Source organism: Flavobacterium branchiophilum NBRC 15030 = ATCC 35035, assembly GCF_002217205.1.
Lineage (GTDB): Bacteria > Bacteroidota > Bacteroidia > Flavobacteriales > Flavobacteriaceae > Flavobacterium > Flavobacterium branchiophilum.
On sequence record NZ_MUGT01000087.1, the window covers coordinates 5,225 to 23,462 of the forward strand.

The following is an 18,238-nucleotide window of genomic DNA, read 5'->3' on the forward strand; positions in this document are numbered from 1 at the left end:
AAATATATTTGGTATTATTGAGACTATTTCAAAATATAATGTGTATTTTTGTAACGTGTTTGGAAGTTACATGTTACTTTTTTTTTAATTAATAAAAATAAAAAAATGTCGTTTTTTTGGGTCAAAACCAATCGATGGATCAAGCGCTTGTTGCGGGGCTGGATTTGGGACATTCCAAACCAATATAATCACATTTTTTTAACCTTTGACGATGGCCCAACGCCAGAAATTACCCCTTGGGTTTTAGATCAATTGGCAACATACAACGCAAAGGCTACCTTTTTTTGTGTGGGTAAAAATGCCGATTTATATCCAGAAATTGTAAGTAGAATCATAGCAGAAGGCCATCAAATAGGCAACCACACCCACAACCATTTGAATGGATTTAAGTGCAAAACAACGATGTATTGTAACGATGTTGAACAATGCGAGCAAACATTGCCTCAAAAAACCAAGCTTTTTAGACCTCCTTATGGCAAAATAAATCCATTTCAAGCCCATTGGATTCAAAAAAAAGGGTACAAAATAATTATGTGGGATGTATTGAGTGTAGATTATGATGCAAGTACTGCTCCCGAAAAATGTTTGCAAAATGTACTTCAAAATACGGAGTCGGGCAGTATTATTGTATTTCATGACAGTCAAAAAGCCTTCCAAAACTTGTCTGTCATCCTTCCAAAAGTGCTAGAACAATTATCGTTACAAGGATTTGTATTTAAAGAAATCTTATACACTTGATTTCAAAATCTTGTTGTTTTGGCATCAAATGTTATCAATTATTAGACCCAAAAAAACCAACCAACAAAAGTGTCAAACCTTTGTTATGGTTGGTTTTATTTTATTATAAAAAAAATTAAACCGCTCTAATGATAAAATAATTTTTTTTGCCGCTTTGAAGTAAAATAAAACGATGATTTATCAAATGATGTTGAGTTAATACAAAGTCTTCTTTTACTTTCACTTTATTAACCGCAATAGCGTTTGCAGTTAAAGCTCTACGGGCTTCGCCATTAGATTTAAAAAATCCTGTTTTTTCATTCAACACCGCAACAATTTGAATGCCCGCTTGCAATTCATTTAAGTCAATTTCGGCCTGAGGTACCCCTTCAAACACTTCTAAAAACGTTGCTTCGTCTAACGCATTTAAGTCATCGTAGGAAGCGTTTCCAAATAAAATAGCCGAGGCGTTTATGGCTTTGTTTAAAGCGTCTTGTCCGTGAACAAAAATGGTGATTTCTTCGGCTAATTTTTTTTGTAAAACACGTAAATGAGGTGCTTCATGATGACTTGCAATGAGATTTTGAATGGTATTTTCGTCTAAAAAAGTAAAAATTTTGATGTATTTTTCTGCATCAATATCGGTAGTATTGAGCCAAAATTGGTAAAATTTATACACCGAAGTTTTATCGGCAGTAAGCCATACGTTGCCACCTTCAGATTTGCCAAATTTCGAACCATCGGCTTTGGTAATCAAGGGACAAGTCATTGCAAAAGCCTTGGCACCTTCGGGGTTCATTCTTCGGACTAACTCGGTTCCAGTTGTAATATTCCCCCATTGGTCCGACCCTCCCATTTGGAGCAAACATTGATGGGTTTTGTGCAAATGATAAAAATCATACCCTTGAATTAATTGATAGGTAAATTCTGTAAAAGACATCCCTTCGCCTTCTCCTGCCAAACGTTTTTTTACGGAGTCTTTTGCCATCATGTAATTTACTGTAATTCTTTTGCCAACATCCCGAGCAAAATTGATAAACGACAAATCTTTCATCCAATCGTAATTGTTTACCAAAAGTGGTGCATTTGCAGAGTGAGAATCGAAATTTAAAAACCGAGACAATACATTTTTTATCCCTTGTACATTATGTTGTAAAGTAGCTTCGTCGAGCAAATTTCGTTCGGCAGATTTTCCAGACGGATCGCCAATCATGCCTGTGGCTCCACCAACAAGTGCAATAGGTTTGTGTCCAAATTTTTCTAAATGTACCAATAATATGATAGGAACTAAACTGCCAATATGTAAAGAATCAGATGTTGGATCAAAGCCAATGTAGGTAGCTGTCATTTCTTTACAAAGTTGTTCTTCGGTTCCTGGCATAATATCATGAACCAAGCCTCGCCATTGTAATTCTGCAATTAAATTTTTCATTTATAAGATATGTTGATTACGGTAATGCTTTATTTTATTTGTAAATAAAAATAAAGATGGCAAATATAAGATAATTGTCGTAAAATTGAAAATCGAAAATATCAAAAAGGCATCTTGGGTACCATGTCGTTTAATTATCCGTAAAATAGTAATAATTGTACTTCATTTTTATCAAATTTTTAATACCAAATATATTTATAAATAAGTTCTTTTCAAATGTGTTGTGTATTTTTCTAAACAAAAAAATTGCTGTATATAAACCAATTACCACCATTTTATGATTGGTTTTTACTCAAAAAATACATTGGCTTAATGTATGCAAAACGGTATCTATGTCGTCAAAAGTATTGTACGCATGAATACAAAACCGCAGCCGTTCTTGCCCTTCTGGCACGGTGGGCGACAAAATAGCTTTGATGTTGAACCCTTTATTTTGTAAGTTTGTAGCGATATTCCTAACCTTGTCGTTACCTGGAATTACAATTGAATGAATAGCCGATTTGCTATATATAAACATGGGTTTGAGCCCCGTTTGCTGTTTTTGTTGATTGAAATACAAAATGTTTTGCCTTAAAAGGGCCAACTCATTTGGCTGTTTGTCCAAATATTGGTAAGCCATCAAAATAGTGGCAACGGCATGTGGCGAAAGCCCCGTGGTATATATCAAACTGCGGGCAAAATTTACCAAATATTGCTTGAGTTGATGGCTGCCCAAAATGGCTGCCCCATGGCATCCTAGTCCTTTGCCAAAGGTTATAATTCTAGCAAAAACGGTATGCTCTAGCCCTAAGTTTTGAACCAACCCTACCCCTTTTGTTCCAAAAACACCAAGAGCATGTGCCTCGTCTATCACAAAATAAGCCTTGTGTTTGGCAACTATGGCAGCCATGTTTTCTAAATTTGGAGTATCGCCATCCATAGAAAACACACTTTCTGTAACAACATAAACGGTGGTATTTTGATTCTGTAGCAACAGTCGTTCTAAATCATCACAATCGTTGTGTTTAAATTTATAAGATTTTGCAAACGAAATTGCAATACCATCTCGAATAGAAGCATGAATGAATTCGTCAAACAAAATGACATCGCCTTTTTGTGGTACACTACTAAAAAAACCTACATTGGCATCATAGCCAGAATTGAAAATCAAAGCAGCTTCTGCCTGATGAAATTGTGCAATAAATTGTTCCGTTGCTTCATACAAAGGGCTATTTCCTGTAAGCAATCTGGAACCCGTAGCACCATTTTTTTTAATATTTTGACTAATCAAAAATGTATGAACCTGATCAAAAAGAAGTGAACTTTGGCACAATCCTAAATAATCGTTTGTTGCAAAATCAATTCCGTTGTTATGAGATTGCAAAGTTCTCAAAGCATTTTTTTGAACTCTTTGGTCTATTTTTTGAGCTAATTTTTCTGGAAATTTCATGTCATATTAGTTTATGCGTTGTCTAACAAATCCAAGACTATAATTTCATTTCCAATATATACCAATGATTTGTGAAGTAAAGAATAGCCCATTTTTTCAATTTCTTGTTGGTAAAAATTCATTTGCATTAAATGCTTTTCGTCGTAACTTCCTGTTTTATAATCCAATAGCAATACCGTATTAGTTGGGGTTACTTCCATCCTATCGGGTTTTAGGGTCTGACTATTGGGACCAATAATTGTTTTTTCGTTCAAAATAATATGTTGAGGATTAAAATAGGCTGATAATTTCGGATGTTTTACAATTTGTTCAATACTGTTTTGCACAAATTCCATTTGCACAACTGGCAACAAGCCGTCATTCAAAGCTTTTTCGATGGCAAAAGGTATATCTGCAGCGGTTTTTATAAACGATAAAATTTCGTGAACTACATTACCAAAAGCAATCGATTCTTCTCTATTGGTACCCCAAAGCATGGCACTTTTTTGAGAAATTTTGATGTTTTTGGGATCTAAAATTTGTTTTACAATTGGAATCGGAATATTGGGTTTGCTATTGTTTGGCTGGGTTGATAATTTGATTGGGGAGCCAAATTTAAAGCTGGTATTCTGAGCTGGGTTGTATCCTTTTTGTATTAAAAATTTTATAAAATAGGATGCCATATTATTTTTATACAGCGTTTCATATTCGCCATCGTTGTTTTTGGATTGCTTTGGCGACAAATATTCTGTAATGATATACAATTGCTCTTCGGCACGAGTAAGGGCAACATACAACACATTGATATTGTCCAACACCTCTTCTTGTTTTTTACTTTCATACACCCCTTTGGCCAATAAGCCATAATCAGAAACGGCTGAACTGTTGTCTATCAACACTTTAGGCAATCCAAAATTGTCTTTGTCCACCGTAATCCATAATTTATCTTTGGGTTTTCGGTTGTAATCTTCTACCGCAAATGGAAAGATAACCACAGGAAATTCCAATCCTTTCGATTTGTGAATCGTCATGATGACAACAGAGTTATTGCCTTCGGGGGTTGGAATGCTCAAACGATCTGATTTTTTTTCCCAAAAAATTAAAAAATCAGAAATGCCCGATTGATTTTTGACTTCTCTTTCGAGAACGATGTCTAAAAAAAATTGCAAATAAGCATTTTCCGAATTACCTTGGGTGTTTTGATAAATCAAATGGGTAATGATGGTTTCTACCGTTTCAAAAAGTGATTTTTTTCTAATTAATTCAAATGAAAAACTCAAATTGAAATGAGCCAACCAATGTTCAAATTCATTTTCTGTTTCAAACGACATTCCTTGTGCTATAAAATCATGAATTTCCATTTCGGATTGGCTGTATTGTGCCAAATATTGCAAAAACCTTGATTTGGATTCTTTGTCATTATTATTTTTCAAATACCTTAAAACATGTATGATACACTGTACTTCTTTTGCATTATTAAGCAATAAAGTTTCAGACGAAATAATTGGTATTTGTTGTGCTGTCAAGTAATTGGCAATCAAAACTCCGTGGCTTCTTTTGCGAGTTAATACGGCTATATCTTTATATTGAAATCCTTTTTCGATACATTCATTAATTTTTTGGAAGGTTTCTAACACATAAACATCCGTTTTTTCCAAAACCTCATCCTCTGGTGTTTCATCTTCCGTAAGGTCGTTTGGTGTAGTGGTTTCATTAATAAAAGTAATGTTTACATAGCCGCCTATATGTGGGTTGTTTTTTTGAAAGCTATTGTTTTCATACATATTTTTATAATCCAAATGCTGAAATTCATTGGCCATCATTTTAAAAAAATCATTATTAAATTGAATTACTTCAGAAAAACTTCTAAAATTGGTGTCCAATTGTGTAACTTGTCTCGACGGATTAATAAAAGGGTTGTTGTTAGGGCTGTTGTTGTTGCTCAATTCTATAAATTGTTCGGCCTTGCCGCCACGCCACCTGTATATAGATTGTTTGGGGTCGCCTACAATCATAAGCGAACCTCTTTCACCCATCAAATCTTCGCTGGCCGTGGCATTGTTGATTAGTGGTATCAAATTTTGCCATTGCATTTCGGAGGTATCCTGAAATTCGTCTATAAAAAAATGTTTGTACCTTTCGCCCAAACGTTCGTAGATGAATGGTGCGGGCTGGTTTTGAATTTCTCGATGAATAATAGCATTAAACTCTGATATGGATAATAAATTCTGCTCATTTTGAATTTTTGCCAATTCGTTTCCAATGCTGTTGAGGAGCGAAAGCGGCGTAATATTTTTTAGAAAAGCTTTATGAAAATATATTTTTTCGTAATTGTCATAAATAGATCTCATCAATCCGACTAATTGACTTAACAAACTTTCTATCAAGTCCTTGTCTTTTGCCGTTTTATTGATTTTGAAATCAGATTCTGATTGAAATTTTTTGTTTTTGTTGTTAAATTGGTTGGCTAAAATGGTGTTCAAATGTTTTGGAAATACCTGAGCCGAAAATGATTTTAAATCTACTTGATGGTTGTTTAAAAAATCAAAAACTTGTTGTGCCAATGCCACATTGATGGCCTCGAGGGTTTTGATTTTGTTCCATAAAACTTGCTTTATTTCAATAAACTGTGGGATTGTAATGTCCTGAAGTTGTTCTATTTCGAGTCGGTTGTTTTCGTTCAAAATTAATTTTCCTGTTTCTAAAATTTCGTTTGAAATGTCCCACGATTTGTCGTCATCGGTTTTTTCCATAGTAAAATCAACCATCAATTGGGTCAAAACGGGGTCTGTACCAGCTTGTGCAATTAATGAATCAACAGCTTCGGCCAATAAGTTATCGGTGTCTAAACTCACTTCAAAAGTTGCAGAAAGGCCTAAATCTAGGGCAAAGGCCCTAATGACTCTATGGGTAAATTTGTCGATGGTAGAAATATCAAAAGCGGCATAATTATGAATCAAATGCTTGATGATTTGTTGCGATTTTGTTTTGATTTCCAATACAGACAAAGGCTTGTTCAAAAGGGATAACTCTGCCGCAATTTCGGTCATGAGTGCTACTGTTTTAGCATTGGGTTCGTCTTGAGCAAAATTCGAAAGGTTGTTTACAATTCGAGATTTCATTTCATGAACAGCTTTATTGGTAAAAGTGATAGCCAATATATTTCGATAAGCATCATTTTTTTTGGAAGACAAAATAATTTTCAGGTATTCTTTTACCAAATTATAAGTTTTACCAGAACCCGCCGAGGCATTAAATATTTTGAACGAGGCTTTGTTGATTTCCATAAAAAAGGGCTTTTTATTGGTTATTTTGGTGCGAAAATACAAATAAAAAAACCACCAAAATAAATTGGTGGTTTGAATTTGTATAAAAAAAATGTTATTTGATCAAACTTTCGCCATTTACTGTGGTCCAATTACCTAAAGTCATATTGGCTCCCGTAGCAGTAGTACTCAACGTATATTGACTGTTTGGAAATGCAACCGATAATGTACCAGCACCAGCAAATTGACTAGTTGCATCGTTTATTTTTACGGCAGTTAATTTGATTTTATTGGCATTTACTTGATAGGTATTAGTAGCCGCATCCTGAATTCGTACGGCAGTTGCTCCAGTAGTTGTGTAACCCGTAATTAGTATGTTTGAAAAATCACCATTACCATGTTTTTTAAATTGAATGGCATCATACTCTGCTGCAGAAGAGCCCCCTTCGGTTACAGTTCCAGCATTTCTTTTAAGTGTAATATTAGAAATTACTGGCCAATAAGCATTATCATTGTTTGACGCCTCAATTTCCATTCCAAAATTTCCAACACCTATTTGATAAGCATACCAGTTTGCGTTGTTTTGACCTTTCCAGCCATCTTGCCAATCAAAAGAATCGTCTGAATTGCCATAAGAAATTAAATTAGAAGCACTTACCGTTCCTCCATAAAATTCAAAACCATCATCGGCTCCTTTGTATGAAACAAGGTTTTCTAAAACCGTTCCAGACCCAACAGAATAGAATGAAAATCCATTCATTTCGCTTGTTCCATCGGTAATTTTTTTGCCCGCAAATTCTACTCGAACATATCTAAGAGTTCCACCATTGTGCAATGGATTTGTACCGCCATAAGGCAAGTTCAATCCATCTTCAGAAGTTTTGCTTGTTACACCGCCCGCACCATTTATTGGAGCATCGCCATACATAATGATGCCACCCCAAGCCCCTGGTGTTGCAGATGATTCTGTAAAAACAACTGGTTGAGAAGCCGTTCCGTTGATGATTAATTTTCCGCCATTTTTTACTACTAATGCATCTACACCGTCTGCCGCAGTACATGTAATTTTGGAACCCGCATCAAAAATAACAGTAACCCCCGATTCTATTGTTGCAATTCCTTTCAAGGTATAGTTACCATAAGCTAGGGTTTTGTTGGTCGTAATAGATCCCGTTATTTCTCCTTCTACGGGTTGAATTGTTTCAACATCGTCGCTAGTTGAACATCCTGTTATTGATAAAGCGACTAAAGCTAAGCTAAAAAATAATTGTTTCATTTTTGAAAATTGTTTTGATTTGTTTTTAAAACTTTTGACAAATGTAGCGCAACATTTCATATTCAAAGTTTGTAAATCGTTATATAATTGTTAGCTGTAAAACAACATATTGTTTCCTAAATATTATGAAATTGTAAACAAAAAAGAGCCCAATTTCTTAGGCTCTTTTGCTATTAAAAAATGGCTTTTCGGATTAATTTTAACCATACAACCGATCAAGATAATATTATTAAAACGAATAAGATAATCCTGTTGAAAAGCCAATGCCTCGCTGGTATGACCGTAACAATAAGGAGGTTTCGGCAATAGCCAATTGATTGTTTGAGCCTAATACTTGTTTATAAATAGGATTCAGAATATTGTCGATAGACCATTTGAAATTCCAATTTTTATTAATCACACTACCCCATACAAAATCTAATTTATGAAACGGTTTTTCATATATATGATCGTATCCAGCAACGCCAACGGCATAAATACGTTCGCCATTTACTGCATATACAAAAGACGCTGTGTTTTTCCAATTGTTGCCCATATTAAATTCATATTTTATATCGGCATTTACCAACCATGTTGAGGCTCCTTGAAGTTTTCTTTTTTCAAAAGTATCAAAATAGCCTTCTCTGTTTTTGTTTACATTTGCTTGCGTAAACATTAATGAGGTGTTAAAACCAAAAGACCACCCTTTCCAATTGTCGTTGATTCTTGATAATTGTAGTAATATTTCAAATTCTGCTCCAAACAATTGGGCACTTTTGTTATTGAAATAAGTGATTGTTTGTCCGCTTCCTGTGGCACTTGCCTGTACAGTTCTTTCGATAGGGTTGTTGATGTATTTGGCAAAAAAGGTTGCCGCAAATAGTTCATTTTTGGTTGGAAATATTTCCAATTTTAGGTCGGCATTATAATTTTCGCTGTTTAGTAGATTAGAGTTACCTCTTTCTGTAGTTCCGTCTGCATTGATCAAATTGATATCTAGGCTTTCAAAAAGCACTGGTTTGGTATAAGTTTTTGAGGCAGCAAATCTAATATTGGCCTTTTCAGAGGCTATATATTTTACGTTTATGGCTGGTAAAATATACCATTTTTCGACTGATTTTTTTCTAAATGGATTTGTTATAGGATCGGAAATGGTTCTGTATTTGTACTCTCTTATGGTGTTTTCAGCTCTAATTCCTGTATTAATTTCTAATTTGTCATTTAGATGAAATAAAACATTTGAATAAAAACCGTCGGCTCTTTGAAAAACTTTTGTTTTATACTCGCTTGATGATTCCTCTTGAAAATACACTTTGTTACTGGCTACATCATGTTGAATTGTTGCCTCTATTTGATTTGGATTTACAGTAAAAGGTATCGCAGCACCATTTGGTTTTCCAAAAGCAAATCGAAAAACAGATTGCATATATTCTGCAAAACCGTTGTATCCAAAGCTTACTTTATTGTGTTGGTTTTGCCCCCATTTCAAATAATATTCCAGCTTTCCAGATACATGAAAATTATTTTCGATATTAAAAAACTGCCTAATCAAATTGTTGCTACCATATTGGGTATCAATTGTATTACTGCCCGTTTGAGTACCTGTTACAAATTTTCTGTCTGGCATATCGTATTGCGTTCTTGTATATGAAATACCAGCCGCTATACCTTGTTGGTCATTGTCGGTAATTTTATATGTTCCAAAAAGTTGATTGGCAAAATATTGTGAAGATTCATATTGATTCAATCTGATAAACTCGTTGGGATTTTGAACAGCTGTTCGGGTATAACCTTTTTGATCTTGAATGCTGTTTTCGGTAGTTTTCAAAAACAAACTATTTGAAAACAAATGCAAGCGTTTGGCTTTAAATTGTAGTCCAAAAATAACTGAAGATTGTGTTTGAGTGCTATATGCTGTTCTATACAAATTGTTGTCGTAAATCCCTTGCCCTTGCGAAAAGGTACGATCTACACCTTGTCTGATTTGGTATTTATTGTCTAAATGAGCTGCAACATGATAATATAATTTTGCACCACTATTGCCAAACAAGAATTTATCAGAATTTCCAATGCCAAAACTTGTATTCAAGGGTGCTTTTTTAGAAGTTACATCCCATGTCGATTGATAATCGTTACTAATTTTTGCCGAAGGAATGTTGCCATAACCTGTGGGCAAACGGCGTTCCTGACCTCCAAAACCAAAATAACTTTTGCTGTTATCGGCATCAACTGATTGCAGGAAATTTTGTAAACTATTTTGAGTTGTAAAGCCAGCTCCCAAAGCTATTTTGGTTTTTGCCTCTGTGGGTTGGGCTGTGGCCACATCGATGGTAGCTCCTGAAAAATCACCAAAAATATCAGAATTAAAAGTTTTATATACATCCATAAACCCTACAACATCTGTTGGAAATTGATCTAATGGAATCATTTTTTTGAATGGACTGTTAGAAGGTACTGCCATACCGTTGAGTAATAAATTGTTATACCTGTCTTCTAAACCCCTAATAAACAATCCTTTAGATTCTACTTTTGAAATACCCGTCATTTTGGTCAATCCTGTTTCTACATTACCAATACCTTTTGCAGACATTTCTTGGGCACCTATACTTTGTTTTATTGCCATTGCATTTTTTTGTTCTAACAACAATGCGGTTGCTTTTTCTCGGTTTTTGGAAGTCGATTTTACAACTACTTCTTTCAAATGATTGTTTGAAGGTGTCAATTTTGTGTTGATAGTGGTTACAACTCCCTGTTGTACTGCCGCAACAATTTCTTCAGATTCATATCCTGGCATACTAAAACCTACTACATACTGACCCGCAGGCAATTCCAATTTAAACTGGCCTTGGGTGTTGGTTGTTGTAGCAATTGAGGTACCTGTAACTATTATGGATACGTTGGAAATCGGTTTGTTGTCCGAGTTTTTTTCTGTGATTTGCCCTGCAATTGTTCCAGAATTTTGTGAAAAGCAAATTGATGTAAAAAATAACACAATCAGTAAGCGTTGGATTTTCATTATAATGTCGTTTTTAATTTGTGCAAAGAAAAGGCTAACATTTGAACTAATAGTTAGCCCAAGATTACTATTAAGTTTACAGACTATTATCAAATTGTTACTACATTAAATTACGGTTAATTAAGTATATGTCATAGTCGAAGCTGTTGTTTTGTTGCTACTTTTACCCATATTTTTTTGACAAACTTTGCACTGCAAACCAGTTTTAGTATTTCAAAAAAACAAGCAACAATGGGATTTAACATTGAGAAAAGGTACAATAACAGAAACATTGATTATATAAACATGAAAAAATTAAAAACTAAAATTTTGATAGTTGATGATGATGTAGATATTTTAGAAATTATAAGCTACAATTTGAATCAGGAAGGCTATCAGGTGATGACAGCAACAAATGGTGTAGAAGCCATAGCAAAAGCCAAGTCAGAAAAACCACATTTGATATTATTAGACATTATGATGCCCGTCATGGATGGCATGGAAGCTTGTGAACAGATTAGAAAAATTCCAGAATTGAAAGACATTTTAATTGCTTTTCTAACTGCCCGAAACGAAGATTATTCGCAAGTAGCAGGCTTTGAAAGAGGAGCCGATGATTATATTACAAAGCCTATAAAACCAAAATTGTTGATGAGCAGAATCAAAGGATTGCTCAGGCGAAACACACCTCAAGAAGAAACAAGTAACATTCAAACTATTGGTAGCATACAAATTGATAAAGAAGCCTATAAAATTATAAAAGACCATATCGAAATCATTTTGCCTAGAAAAGAATTTGAACTCATTTGCCTTTTGGCCTCAAAACCAGGAAAAGTATTTAGCCGAGAAGAGATTTTAGAAACAATTTGGGGAAATGATGTTGTGGTTGGTGGCCGTACTATAGATGTGCACATTCGAAAGTTAAGGGAAAAACTTGGCAATAATAACTTTGTTACCATAAAAGGAGTGGGTTATAAATTGATAGGTTAGGCAAAAAAGGATTTTGGTATTAACATTAAATTAACAATAAAGCGACTTTATATTAACCATATCTTGTTATTAAGATAATACAGCTTTAACCTGGTCTTAACATAAAGGTAGCATCTTTGCCTAAGTTAAAAACAACCGATCAATTTAAATAAAATGAAAAAAATTACCTTAATTTTAATAGTACTAACCACTTTTGCTCATGCTCAAAAAACAGATAATCAAGCTGTTTCAAAAGAGGTATTTAGAATTTTAGATTCTATTAATAAAGCCAAAGTATTAGAAGAAAAAACCAAAGCCAAAAAAGACAATTGGTTTGACAAAATATCCCTTAGAGGTTATGCACAGATCAGATACAATGGTTTGTTTTCTAGCAACGATAAAGTGTCCTGCGACCAATGTGATAAATCATGGGGTACCACCTCAACAGCTCCCGATGCACAATCAAGCAATGGTTTTTTTATTAGACGGGCACGATTGGTTTTTTCTGGACAAATTCATCCAAATGTATATGTGTATATTCAGCCAGATTTGGCCAGTTCTCCTTCTACAGGGGTCAATCATTTTGCTCAAATTAGAGATTTGTATGCCGATATATCTTTTGATGCCAAAAAAGAATACCGTGTACGACTTGGACAAAGTAAAGTACCCTTTGGATTCGAAAATTTACAATCAAGTCAAAACAGATTGACGTTAGATCGAAATGATGGATTGAACAGTGCTGTTGCAAACGAACGAGATTTAGGAGCATTTTTCTATTGGGCTCCAAGCAAAATTAGAGATCGTTTTGCAATGTTGGTCAAAGATGGTTATAAAGGATCTGGCGATTATGGTGTTTTTGCTGTTGGTGCATATAATGGACAAACGGCCAACAAATCTGAAGGAAATAGAAACTTGCACATTGTATCGAGAATTAGTTATCCATTTGAAATAAAAAATCAAATCATAGAGCCAGGACTTCAAGCTTATAAAGGTAAATGGGCTTTTAGTAGCGAAATTTCGACAGGTGTTGGTATTCCAGAAAGGCTAAATGTTGCCGACGAACGTTTAGCTGCTTCGCTTATACTGTATCCAAAACCTTTTGGAATACAAGCAGAATACAACATTGGTAAAGGGCCTCGATATGACAAAACTACCAACAGTGTTGCGGTATCCCATTTAGAAGGTGGTTACGTAACCTTAAACTACAAATTGGACCTTCCAAAACACCAATTATTATATCCGTTTGCCAAATTTCAATATTATGATGGAGGTAAAAAATTTGAAAAAGATGCCAGAAGCTATATCGTTCGTGATTACGAAATAGGTTTAGAATGGCAACCATTCAAAGCCTTTGAATTTGTTGCGGAATGGGTAATTTCCGACCGAACATTTGAAGACAGTGCTTTGAAAAACAACAGACAAAAAGGAAATTTATTAAGAATACAAATGCAATTTAATTTTTAAAAAAAACAACAACATGAAATCTAAAAAAAACATTCTTATTACGGCTTTTATCGCATTGATAGCCCTTTCGTATTCGTTTACCACATTAAATAAAATTACCATAAAAGGGTCAGACACTATGGTAATATTGTCTCAGCAATGGGCAGAAGTATATATGAAGAAAAACCCAGGAACGGTTATTCAAGTTACAGGTGGAGGATCGGGCGTTGGGCTTGCGGCCTTAATCAATGGCTCGACAGAAATTGCCAATTCGAGCCGACCTATAAAACCAGCTGAATTAGAAAAAATAAAAGCCAAATTTGGTAAAAATGCCATTCAAATACCATGTGCAAAAGACGGTTTATCTGTGTTTTTAAACAAAGGAAATAAAGTTTCTGAACTTACTATTGCACAAATTGGAGGCATTTTTGCAGGAAATATAACCAATTGGAAACAAGTTGGTGGCGATGATGCCAAAATTCAATTGTATGGTAGAGAAAGTAGCTCTGGAACATTTGAATTTTTTAAAGACCATGTGGTTAAAACAGATTTTGCACCAACATGTCAAACCTTGCCTGGTACAGCAGCCATCATCAATGCCGTAAAAAAAGACAAATACAGTATTGGATATGGTGGTGCCGCTTATGCCGAAGGTGTAAAAGACTGTAAGGTAAAAAAAGATGCCAAATCAAAAGGTGTTTTGCCAACAGAGGCTAACATTAAAAACAAAACGTATCCTATTGCAAGATATTTATTCATGTATTTGACTGCCAAACCAACTGGTGATACCAAAAAATTTATCGATTGGATTTTGAGTCCTGAAGGACAAAAAATTGTTTCGGGTGTAGGTTATTTTCCTGTAAAATAATAAAAACTTTCAAATTATCCTTTTTCAATCCAGAGAAAGGATAATTTTAGTATTGTATCCTTTTTAAGCATGATTTAATTCAATCCTATGATTTCCGAAACAACTCCTAAAAGCTTTACAAAAGAAAGTCTCAAAAAACAATTCAGACTCTCCGAATATTTATCCGAAAAAATCATTTCGGGCGTAGCTTTTTTATCGATAACCATTATTTTTTTAATCTTTATTTTTGTTTTCAAAGAATCGCTACCGCTTTTTAGTTTTGGACAATCAGCTAAGCCTCAAACAGAAAAAGCAATCGAAAACAACTCAAAACCAGAAACTTATGGCGAACCCGTAGAGGATTTGAATGCACCAGAGCCCGAAACATTAAAACCAGAAACCTATGGCGAGCCTGTAGAGGATTTGAATGCACCAGATGCACCAACGATTGCACCAGAAACTTATGGTGAACCCCTAGAGGATTTGAATGCACCAGAGCCTGCTATTGCAGAACCAAAAGTGGCCCAAAACAACGAAGGAGCCGATAAAACCTGGAGCACTTTTGCTACATCAGAATGGGTTCCTGTATCAGAACACCCTCGTTTTGGACTAATTGCATTGCTTTTTGGCACACTCAAAGTTACTCTGATTTCAATGCTTATTGCAGGGCCCTTAGCCGTTTTAGCTGCCCTATACACTTCGTGTTTTGCATCCAAACGCAAAAAAGAAATCATCAAACCTATCATAGAAATGCTAGCCGCATTTCCATCGGTAGTAATTGGTTTTTTTGCTTTGATGGTTTTAGCCAGTTTGTTTCAAAACCTCTTTGGTTACGAATCTAGGCTAAATGCCTTTGTTGGCGGTGTGGCTATGGCATTAGCAGCCATCCCTATTATTTATACCATTTCAGAAGATGCCCTTTCGGCAGTACCAAAAACATATAGCGAAGCCAGTTTGGCACTTGGAGCAAGCCAATGGCAAACCGCTTTTTTTGTTACCTTGCCTGCGGCAACCCCAGGTATTTTTGCTGCCCTTTTGTTGGGTGTAGGTCGTGTGTTTGGCGAAACAATGATTGCTTTAATGGCAACAGGTAATGCCGCCTTATTATCGTCAAATCCTTTTGAATCTGTACGAACTTTTGCAGCCACCATTGGCTCAGAAATGGCCGAAACCGTGTTTGGCGAAACCCATTATAGTGTGTTGTTTTTTATTGGTTCGTTGTTGTTTGTCTTTTCATTTGGGCTCAATGCCATTGCCGAATTTTATGTAAAAGGACGCTTAATCAAAAAATTTCAAGGAAAATAATTTATGGAAAATCAAACCAATTCAAAACCCAACCCTTTTTTGAATCAAACCTCGAAAAGTCAGGCAATAAAAGGCCAATTGATTGTTGGTATTACTCAAATGGCCGTTGTTACGATAATTGCTATCTTAGCCATCATTTTGGGTATTATAGTTTATCAGGGCAGAACACAATTTTCATGGGCCTTCATTACCTCGTTTCCCACAAATGGAATGACAGAAGGAGGTATTTTTCCTGCCTTAATTGGTACTTTTATATTAGTAATCCTCATGTCGATTGCGGCAGTCCCTTTTGGCACCATTACGGCTATTTATTTAACAGAATATGCTCGAGAAAATTCAAAATTTGCGGCAGCTGTTCGCTTTTCAGTTCGAACATTGGCCGTGGTGCCTTCCATAATATTTGGTCTTTTTGGCTTAGGTTTTTTTATACAATTTGTTGGCAACGGTGCCGACAAGGTGTTTCATGGCGGGCAACTGCATTGGGGGCAACCCAACATTTTGTGGGCCAGTCTTACCATGTCGTTGCTTACATTGCCCGTAATCATTGTATCTGTAGAAGAAGCCCTCAAAACCATTCCACGCGAACTTCGTGAAGCTAGTTTGGCTCTTGGTGCTACCAAATGGCAAACCATCAAACAAGTCGTTTTGCCTGGATCTGTATCGGGAATCATGACGGGAACTATATTGGCCGTTAGCCGAGGTGCTGGCGAGGTGGCTCCAATATTGTTTACAGGTGCCGCTTATTATTTGGCTACTTTACCCAAATCGTTGAGCGACCAATTTATGAATTTGGGCTACCACATTTATATCATGTCCACACAATCATCAGATGTAGAAAAAACCATGCCTATACAGTTTGCTACTACATTAGTTTTACTAATTTTAACCCTATCGCTCAATATCATAGCTGTAGCCATTCGATCTAGAATTAGAAGAAAAGCCAAATAAGCACACACCCATTTTTTTTTACAAAATACAAAAATTAGAATCCCTAAACATGAAAGATATAAAAATAGAAGTAAACGATTTGTCCTTATATTATGGCGAAAAAAAAGCTTTGAAGGAAATTGCTATGCAAATACCAACCAATAAAGTAACTGCACTTATTGGGCCATCGGGTTGCGGAAAATCTACCTTTTTGAGATGTATCAATAGGATGAACGATTTGATTCCAGATGTTAAAATAACAGGTCAAATGCTTGTAGAAGGAGTTGATATTTATGACAAAGATGTTGATGTTGTAAATATTAGAAAAAAAATAGGAATGGTTTTTCAAAAATCAAATCCTTTTCCAAAATCTATTTACGAAAATATTGCTTATGGTCCAAAAATCAATGGAATCAAAGACAAATCACAATTGGATGAAATAGTAGAAACGTCGTTGCGAAAAGCGGCCATTTGGGACGAAATAAAAGACCGTTTGGGCGACTCGGCTCTTGGGCTTTCGGGCGGTCAGCAACAACGTTTGTGTATTGCCAGAACCCTAGCAGTAAGTCCAGACATTGTATTGATGGACGAACCCGCAAGTGCCTTGGACCCTATTTCGACATCAAAAATAGAAGAGTTGGTACACGAACTTAAAGAGCAATACACCATTATTATTGTAACACACAACATGCAACAAGCCGCTAGAACTAGTGATTATACTGCTTTTTTCTATATGGGTGAGTTGATTGAAATGGACAAAACAAAATCTATTTTTACAAAACCAACCAAAAAACAAACAGAAGACTATATTACTGGACGTTTTGGTTAATATCCTTTATTTAATAATTCCATTTAACAATATACAACATGGCATCGCAACTTGAAACAGAATTAAGCAAACTCAAAAATGCTATTATCAAAATAAGCAACCTTACCGAAAATCAAATTTTTGAAGTAATGGCGGTATTGCTTTCGCAACCCATTTCGGAAATAAAAAACGTTAAAAAAACCGAAAACAAAATAGACAAACTCGACCTGAAAATAGAAGATATTTGTCAAACGGTTTTTGCCCTTCAACAACCTGTGGCGTCAGATTTGCGTTTTATTATGTCGGCCATGTCTATCAGCAACGAAATTGAACGCATTGCCGATTTGGCTTTGAGTATCGTAAAATTATCCAAAAATATCAATCCAAAACACGATTTGATTACAAAATTTGATATAGAACCCATTGCCCGAGCAATAGAAAGCATTACCATCAAAACCAATATTTGTTTTCAAACCCTGAATGAAGCCAACATTGGCGAAATATTTATTTTGAACAATAGCATCAAAACCAAAACCAACGATGCTACTCAAAATATTGTTAGCGAAATGAAAAACAATTCCAAAATCATCGTTTCAGGAACCAATTTAATCCTAGCCCTCAAACACCTCGAACGCATTGGCGAACACTGTACCAATGTAGCAGAATCTGTTTATTTTATGATACATGCCACCTCTATCCGTCACGAAAAAAACATATAATTCGTATTGCCTCATCAAAAAAAAGCCCTCCAAACCAATGATGTTTTGAGGGCTTTTTTAAGCTGAAAGCGTGTTTAAAAATTATCTTTTTTTCAACATTAAACCAAATATATTTATAAAATAGTCCAAAGATGCGTAGTTATTTTT

13 protein-coding genes are annotated in these 18,238 nt (G+C 35.2%); 8 read left to right on the forward strand and 5 right to left on the reverse strand.

Translation table 11 applies throughout. The features are described 5' to 3' along the window. Positions 1-105: 105 nt before the first annotated feature. A complete protein-coding gene (locus B0A58_RS10475; protein WP_089081017.1) occupies positions 106-738 on the forward strand; it encodes a polysaccharide deacetylase family protein in 633 nt (210 codons plus the stop codon). A 115-nt stretch (positions 739-853) separates the two neighbouring features. Here the strand turns inward: B0A58_RS10475 and tyrS are convergent, their stop codons facing one another. The 5 genes from tyrS to B0A58_RS10500 form a co-directional block, all read right to left on the reverse strand. Continuing rightward, positions 854-2,149 carry a tyrosine--tRNA ligase gene (gene tyrS / locus B0A58_RS10480; RefSeq protein WP_014083008.1) on the reverse strand — a complete coding sequence of 432 codons (1,296 nt, stop codon included), beginning with the start codon at positions 2,147-2,149 and terminating at the stop codon, positions 854-856. 292 nt (positions 2,150-2,441) lie between these two features. Next, positions 2,442-3,578 (reverse strand): aminotransferase class I/II-fold pyridoxal phosphate-dependent enzyme, encoded by a 1,137-nt coding sequence (locus B0A58_RS10485; protein WP_089081018.1) that lies wholly within the window; start codon positions 3,576-3,578, stop codon positions 2,442-2,444. Positions 3,579-3,589: 11 nt separating this feature from the next. Continuing rightward, positions 3,590-6,844, reverse strand: a complete 3,255-nt coding sequence (locus tag B0A58_RS10490) for a UvrD-helicase domain-containing protein (protein WP_089081019.1) — start codon at positions 6,842-6,844, stop codon at positions 3,590-3,592. 94 nt (positions 6,845-6,938) lie between these two features. Further along, complete coding sequence (locus B0A58_RS10495) at positions 6,939-8,099, reverse strand: hypothetical protein (protein WP_089081026.1); 1,161 nt, start codon at positions 8,097-8,099, stop codon at positions 6,939-6,941. 229 nt (positions 8,100-8,328) lie between these two features. After that, on the reverse strand, positions 8,329-11,094 hold the full coding sequence (locus B0A58_RS10500; protein ID WP_089081020.1) for a TonB-dependent receptor: 2,766 nt from the start codon (positions 11,092-11,094) through the stop codon (positions 8,329-8,331). A 285-nt stretch (positions 11,095-11,379) separates the two neighbouring features. On the opposite strand from B0A58_RS10500, the gene B0A58_RS10505 reads away from it, so the two are divergent. The 7 genes from B0A58_RS10505 to phoU all read left to right on the forward strand — a co-directional run bounded on the left by B0A58_RS10505 (position 11,380) and on the right by phoU (position 18,091). After that, positions 11,380-12,063 (forward strand): response regulator transcription factor, encoded by a 684-nt coding sequence (locus B0A58_RS10505; RefSeq protein WP_089081027.1) that lies wholly within the window; start codon positions 11,380-11,382, stop codon positions 12,061-12,063. Between the two features lie 153 nt (positions 12,064-12,216). Beyond that, positions 12,217-13,506, forward strand: a complete 1,290-nt coding sequence (locus B0A58_RS10510) for a porin (RefSeq protein WP_089081021.1) — start codon at positions 12,217-12,219, stop codon at positions 13,504-13,506. A gap of 13 nt (positions 13,507-13,519) precedes the next feature. Continuing rightward, a complete protein-coding gene (locus tag B0A58_RS10515; RefSeq protein WP_089081022.1) occupies positions 13,520-14,353 on the forward strand; it encodes a phosphate ABC transporter substrate-binding protein in 834 nt (277 codons plus the stop codon). 87 nt (positions 14,354-14,440) lie between these two features. Beyond that, positions 14,441-15,637, forward strand: coding sequence for a phosphate ABC transporter permease subunit PstC (gene pstC, locus B0A58_RS10520; RefSeq protein ID WP_089081023.1), 1,197 nt, complete (start codon positions 14,441-14,443; stop codon positions 15,635-15,637). Positions 15,638-15,640: 3 nt separating this feature from the next. Beyond that, positions 15,641-16,585, forward strand: coding sequence for a phosphate ABC transporter permease PstA (pstA, locus tag B0A58_RS10525; protein ID WP_089081024.1), 945 nt, complete (start codon positions 15,641-15,643; stop codon positions 16,583-16,585). A 49-nt stretch (positions 16,586-16,634) separates the two neighbouring features. Further along, the gene (gene pstB, locus B0A58_RS10530; RefSeq protein WP_014082998.1) at positions 16,635-17,393 is read left to right on the forward strand and encodes a phosphate ABC transporter ATP-binding protein PstB; all 759 of its coding nucleotides are present in this window, start codon (positions 16,635-16,637) and stop codon (positions 17,391-17,393) included. Positions 17,394-17,431: 38 nt separating this feature from the next. Next, positions 17,432-18,091: a phosphate signaling complex protein PhoU gene (gene phoU / locus B0A58_RS10535; protein WP_089081025.1), complete on the forward strand. Its 660-nt coding sequence runs from the start codon at positions 17,432-17,434 to the stop codon at positions 18,089-18,091. The last annotated feature ends 147 nt before the right edge of the window (positions 18,092-18,238 follow it).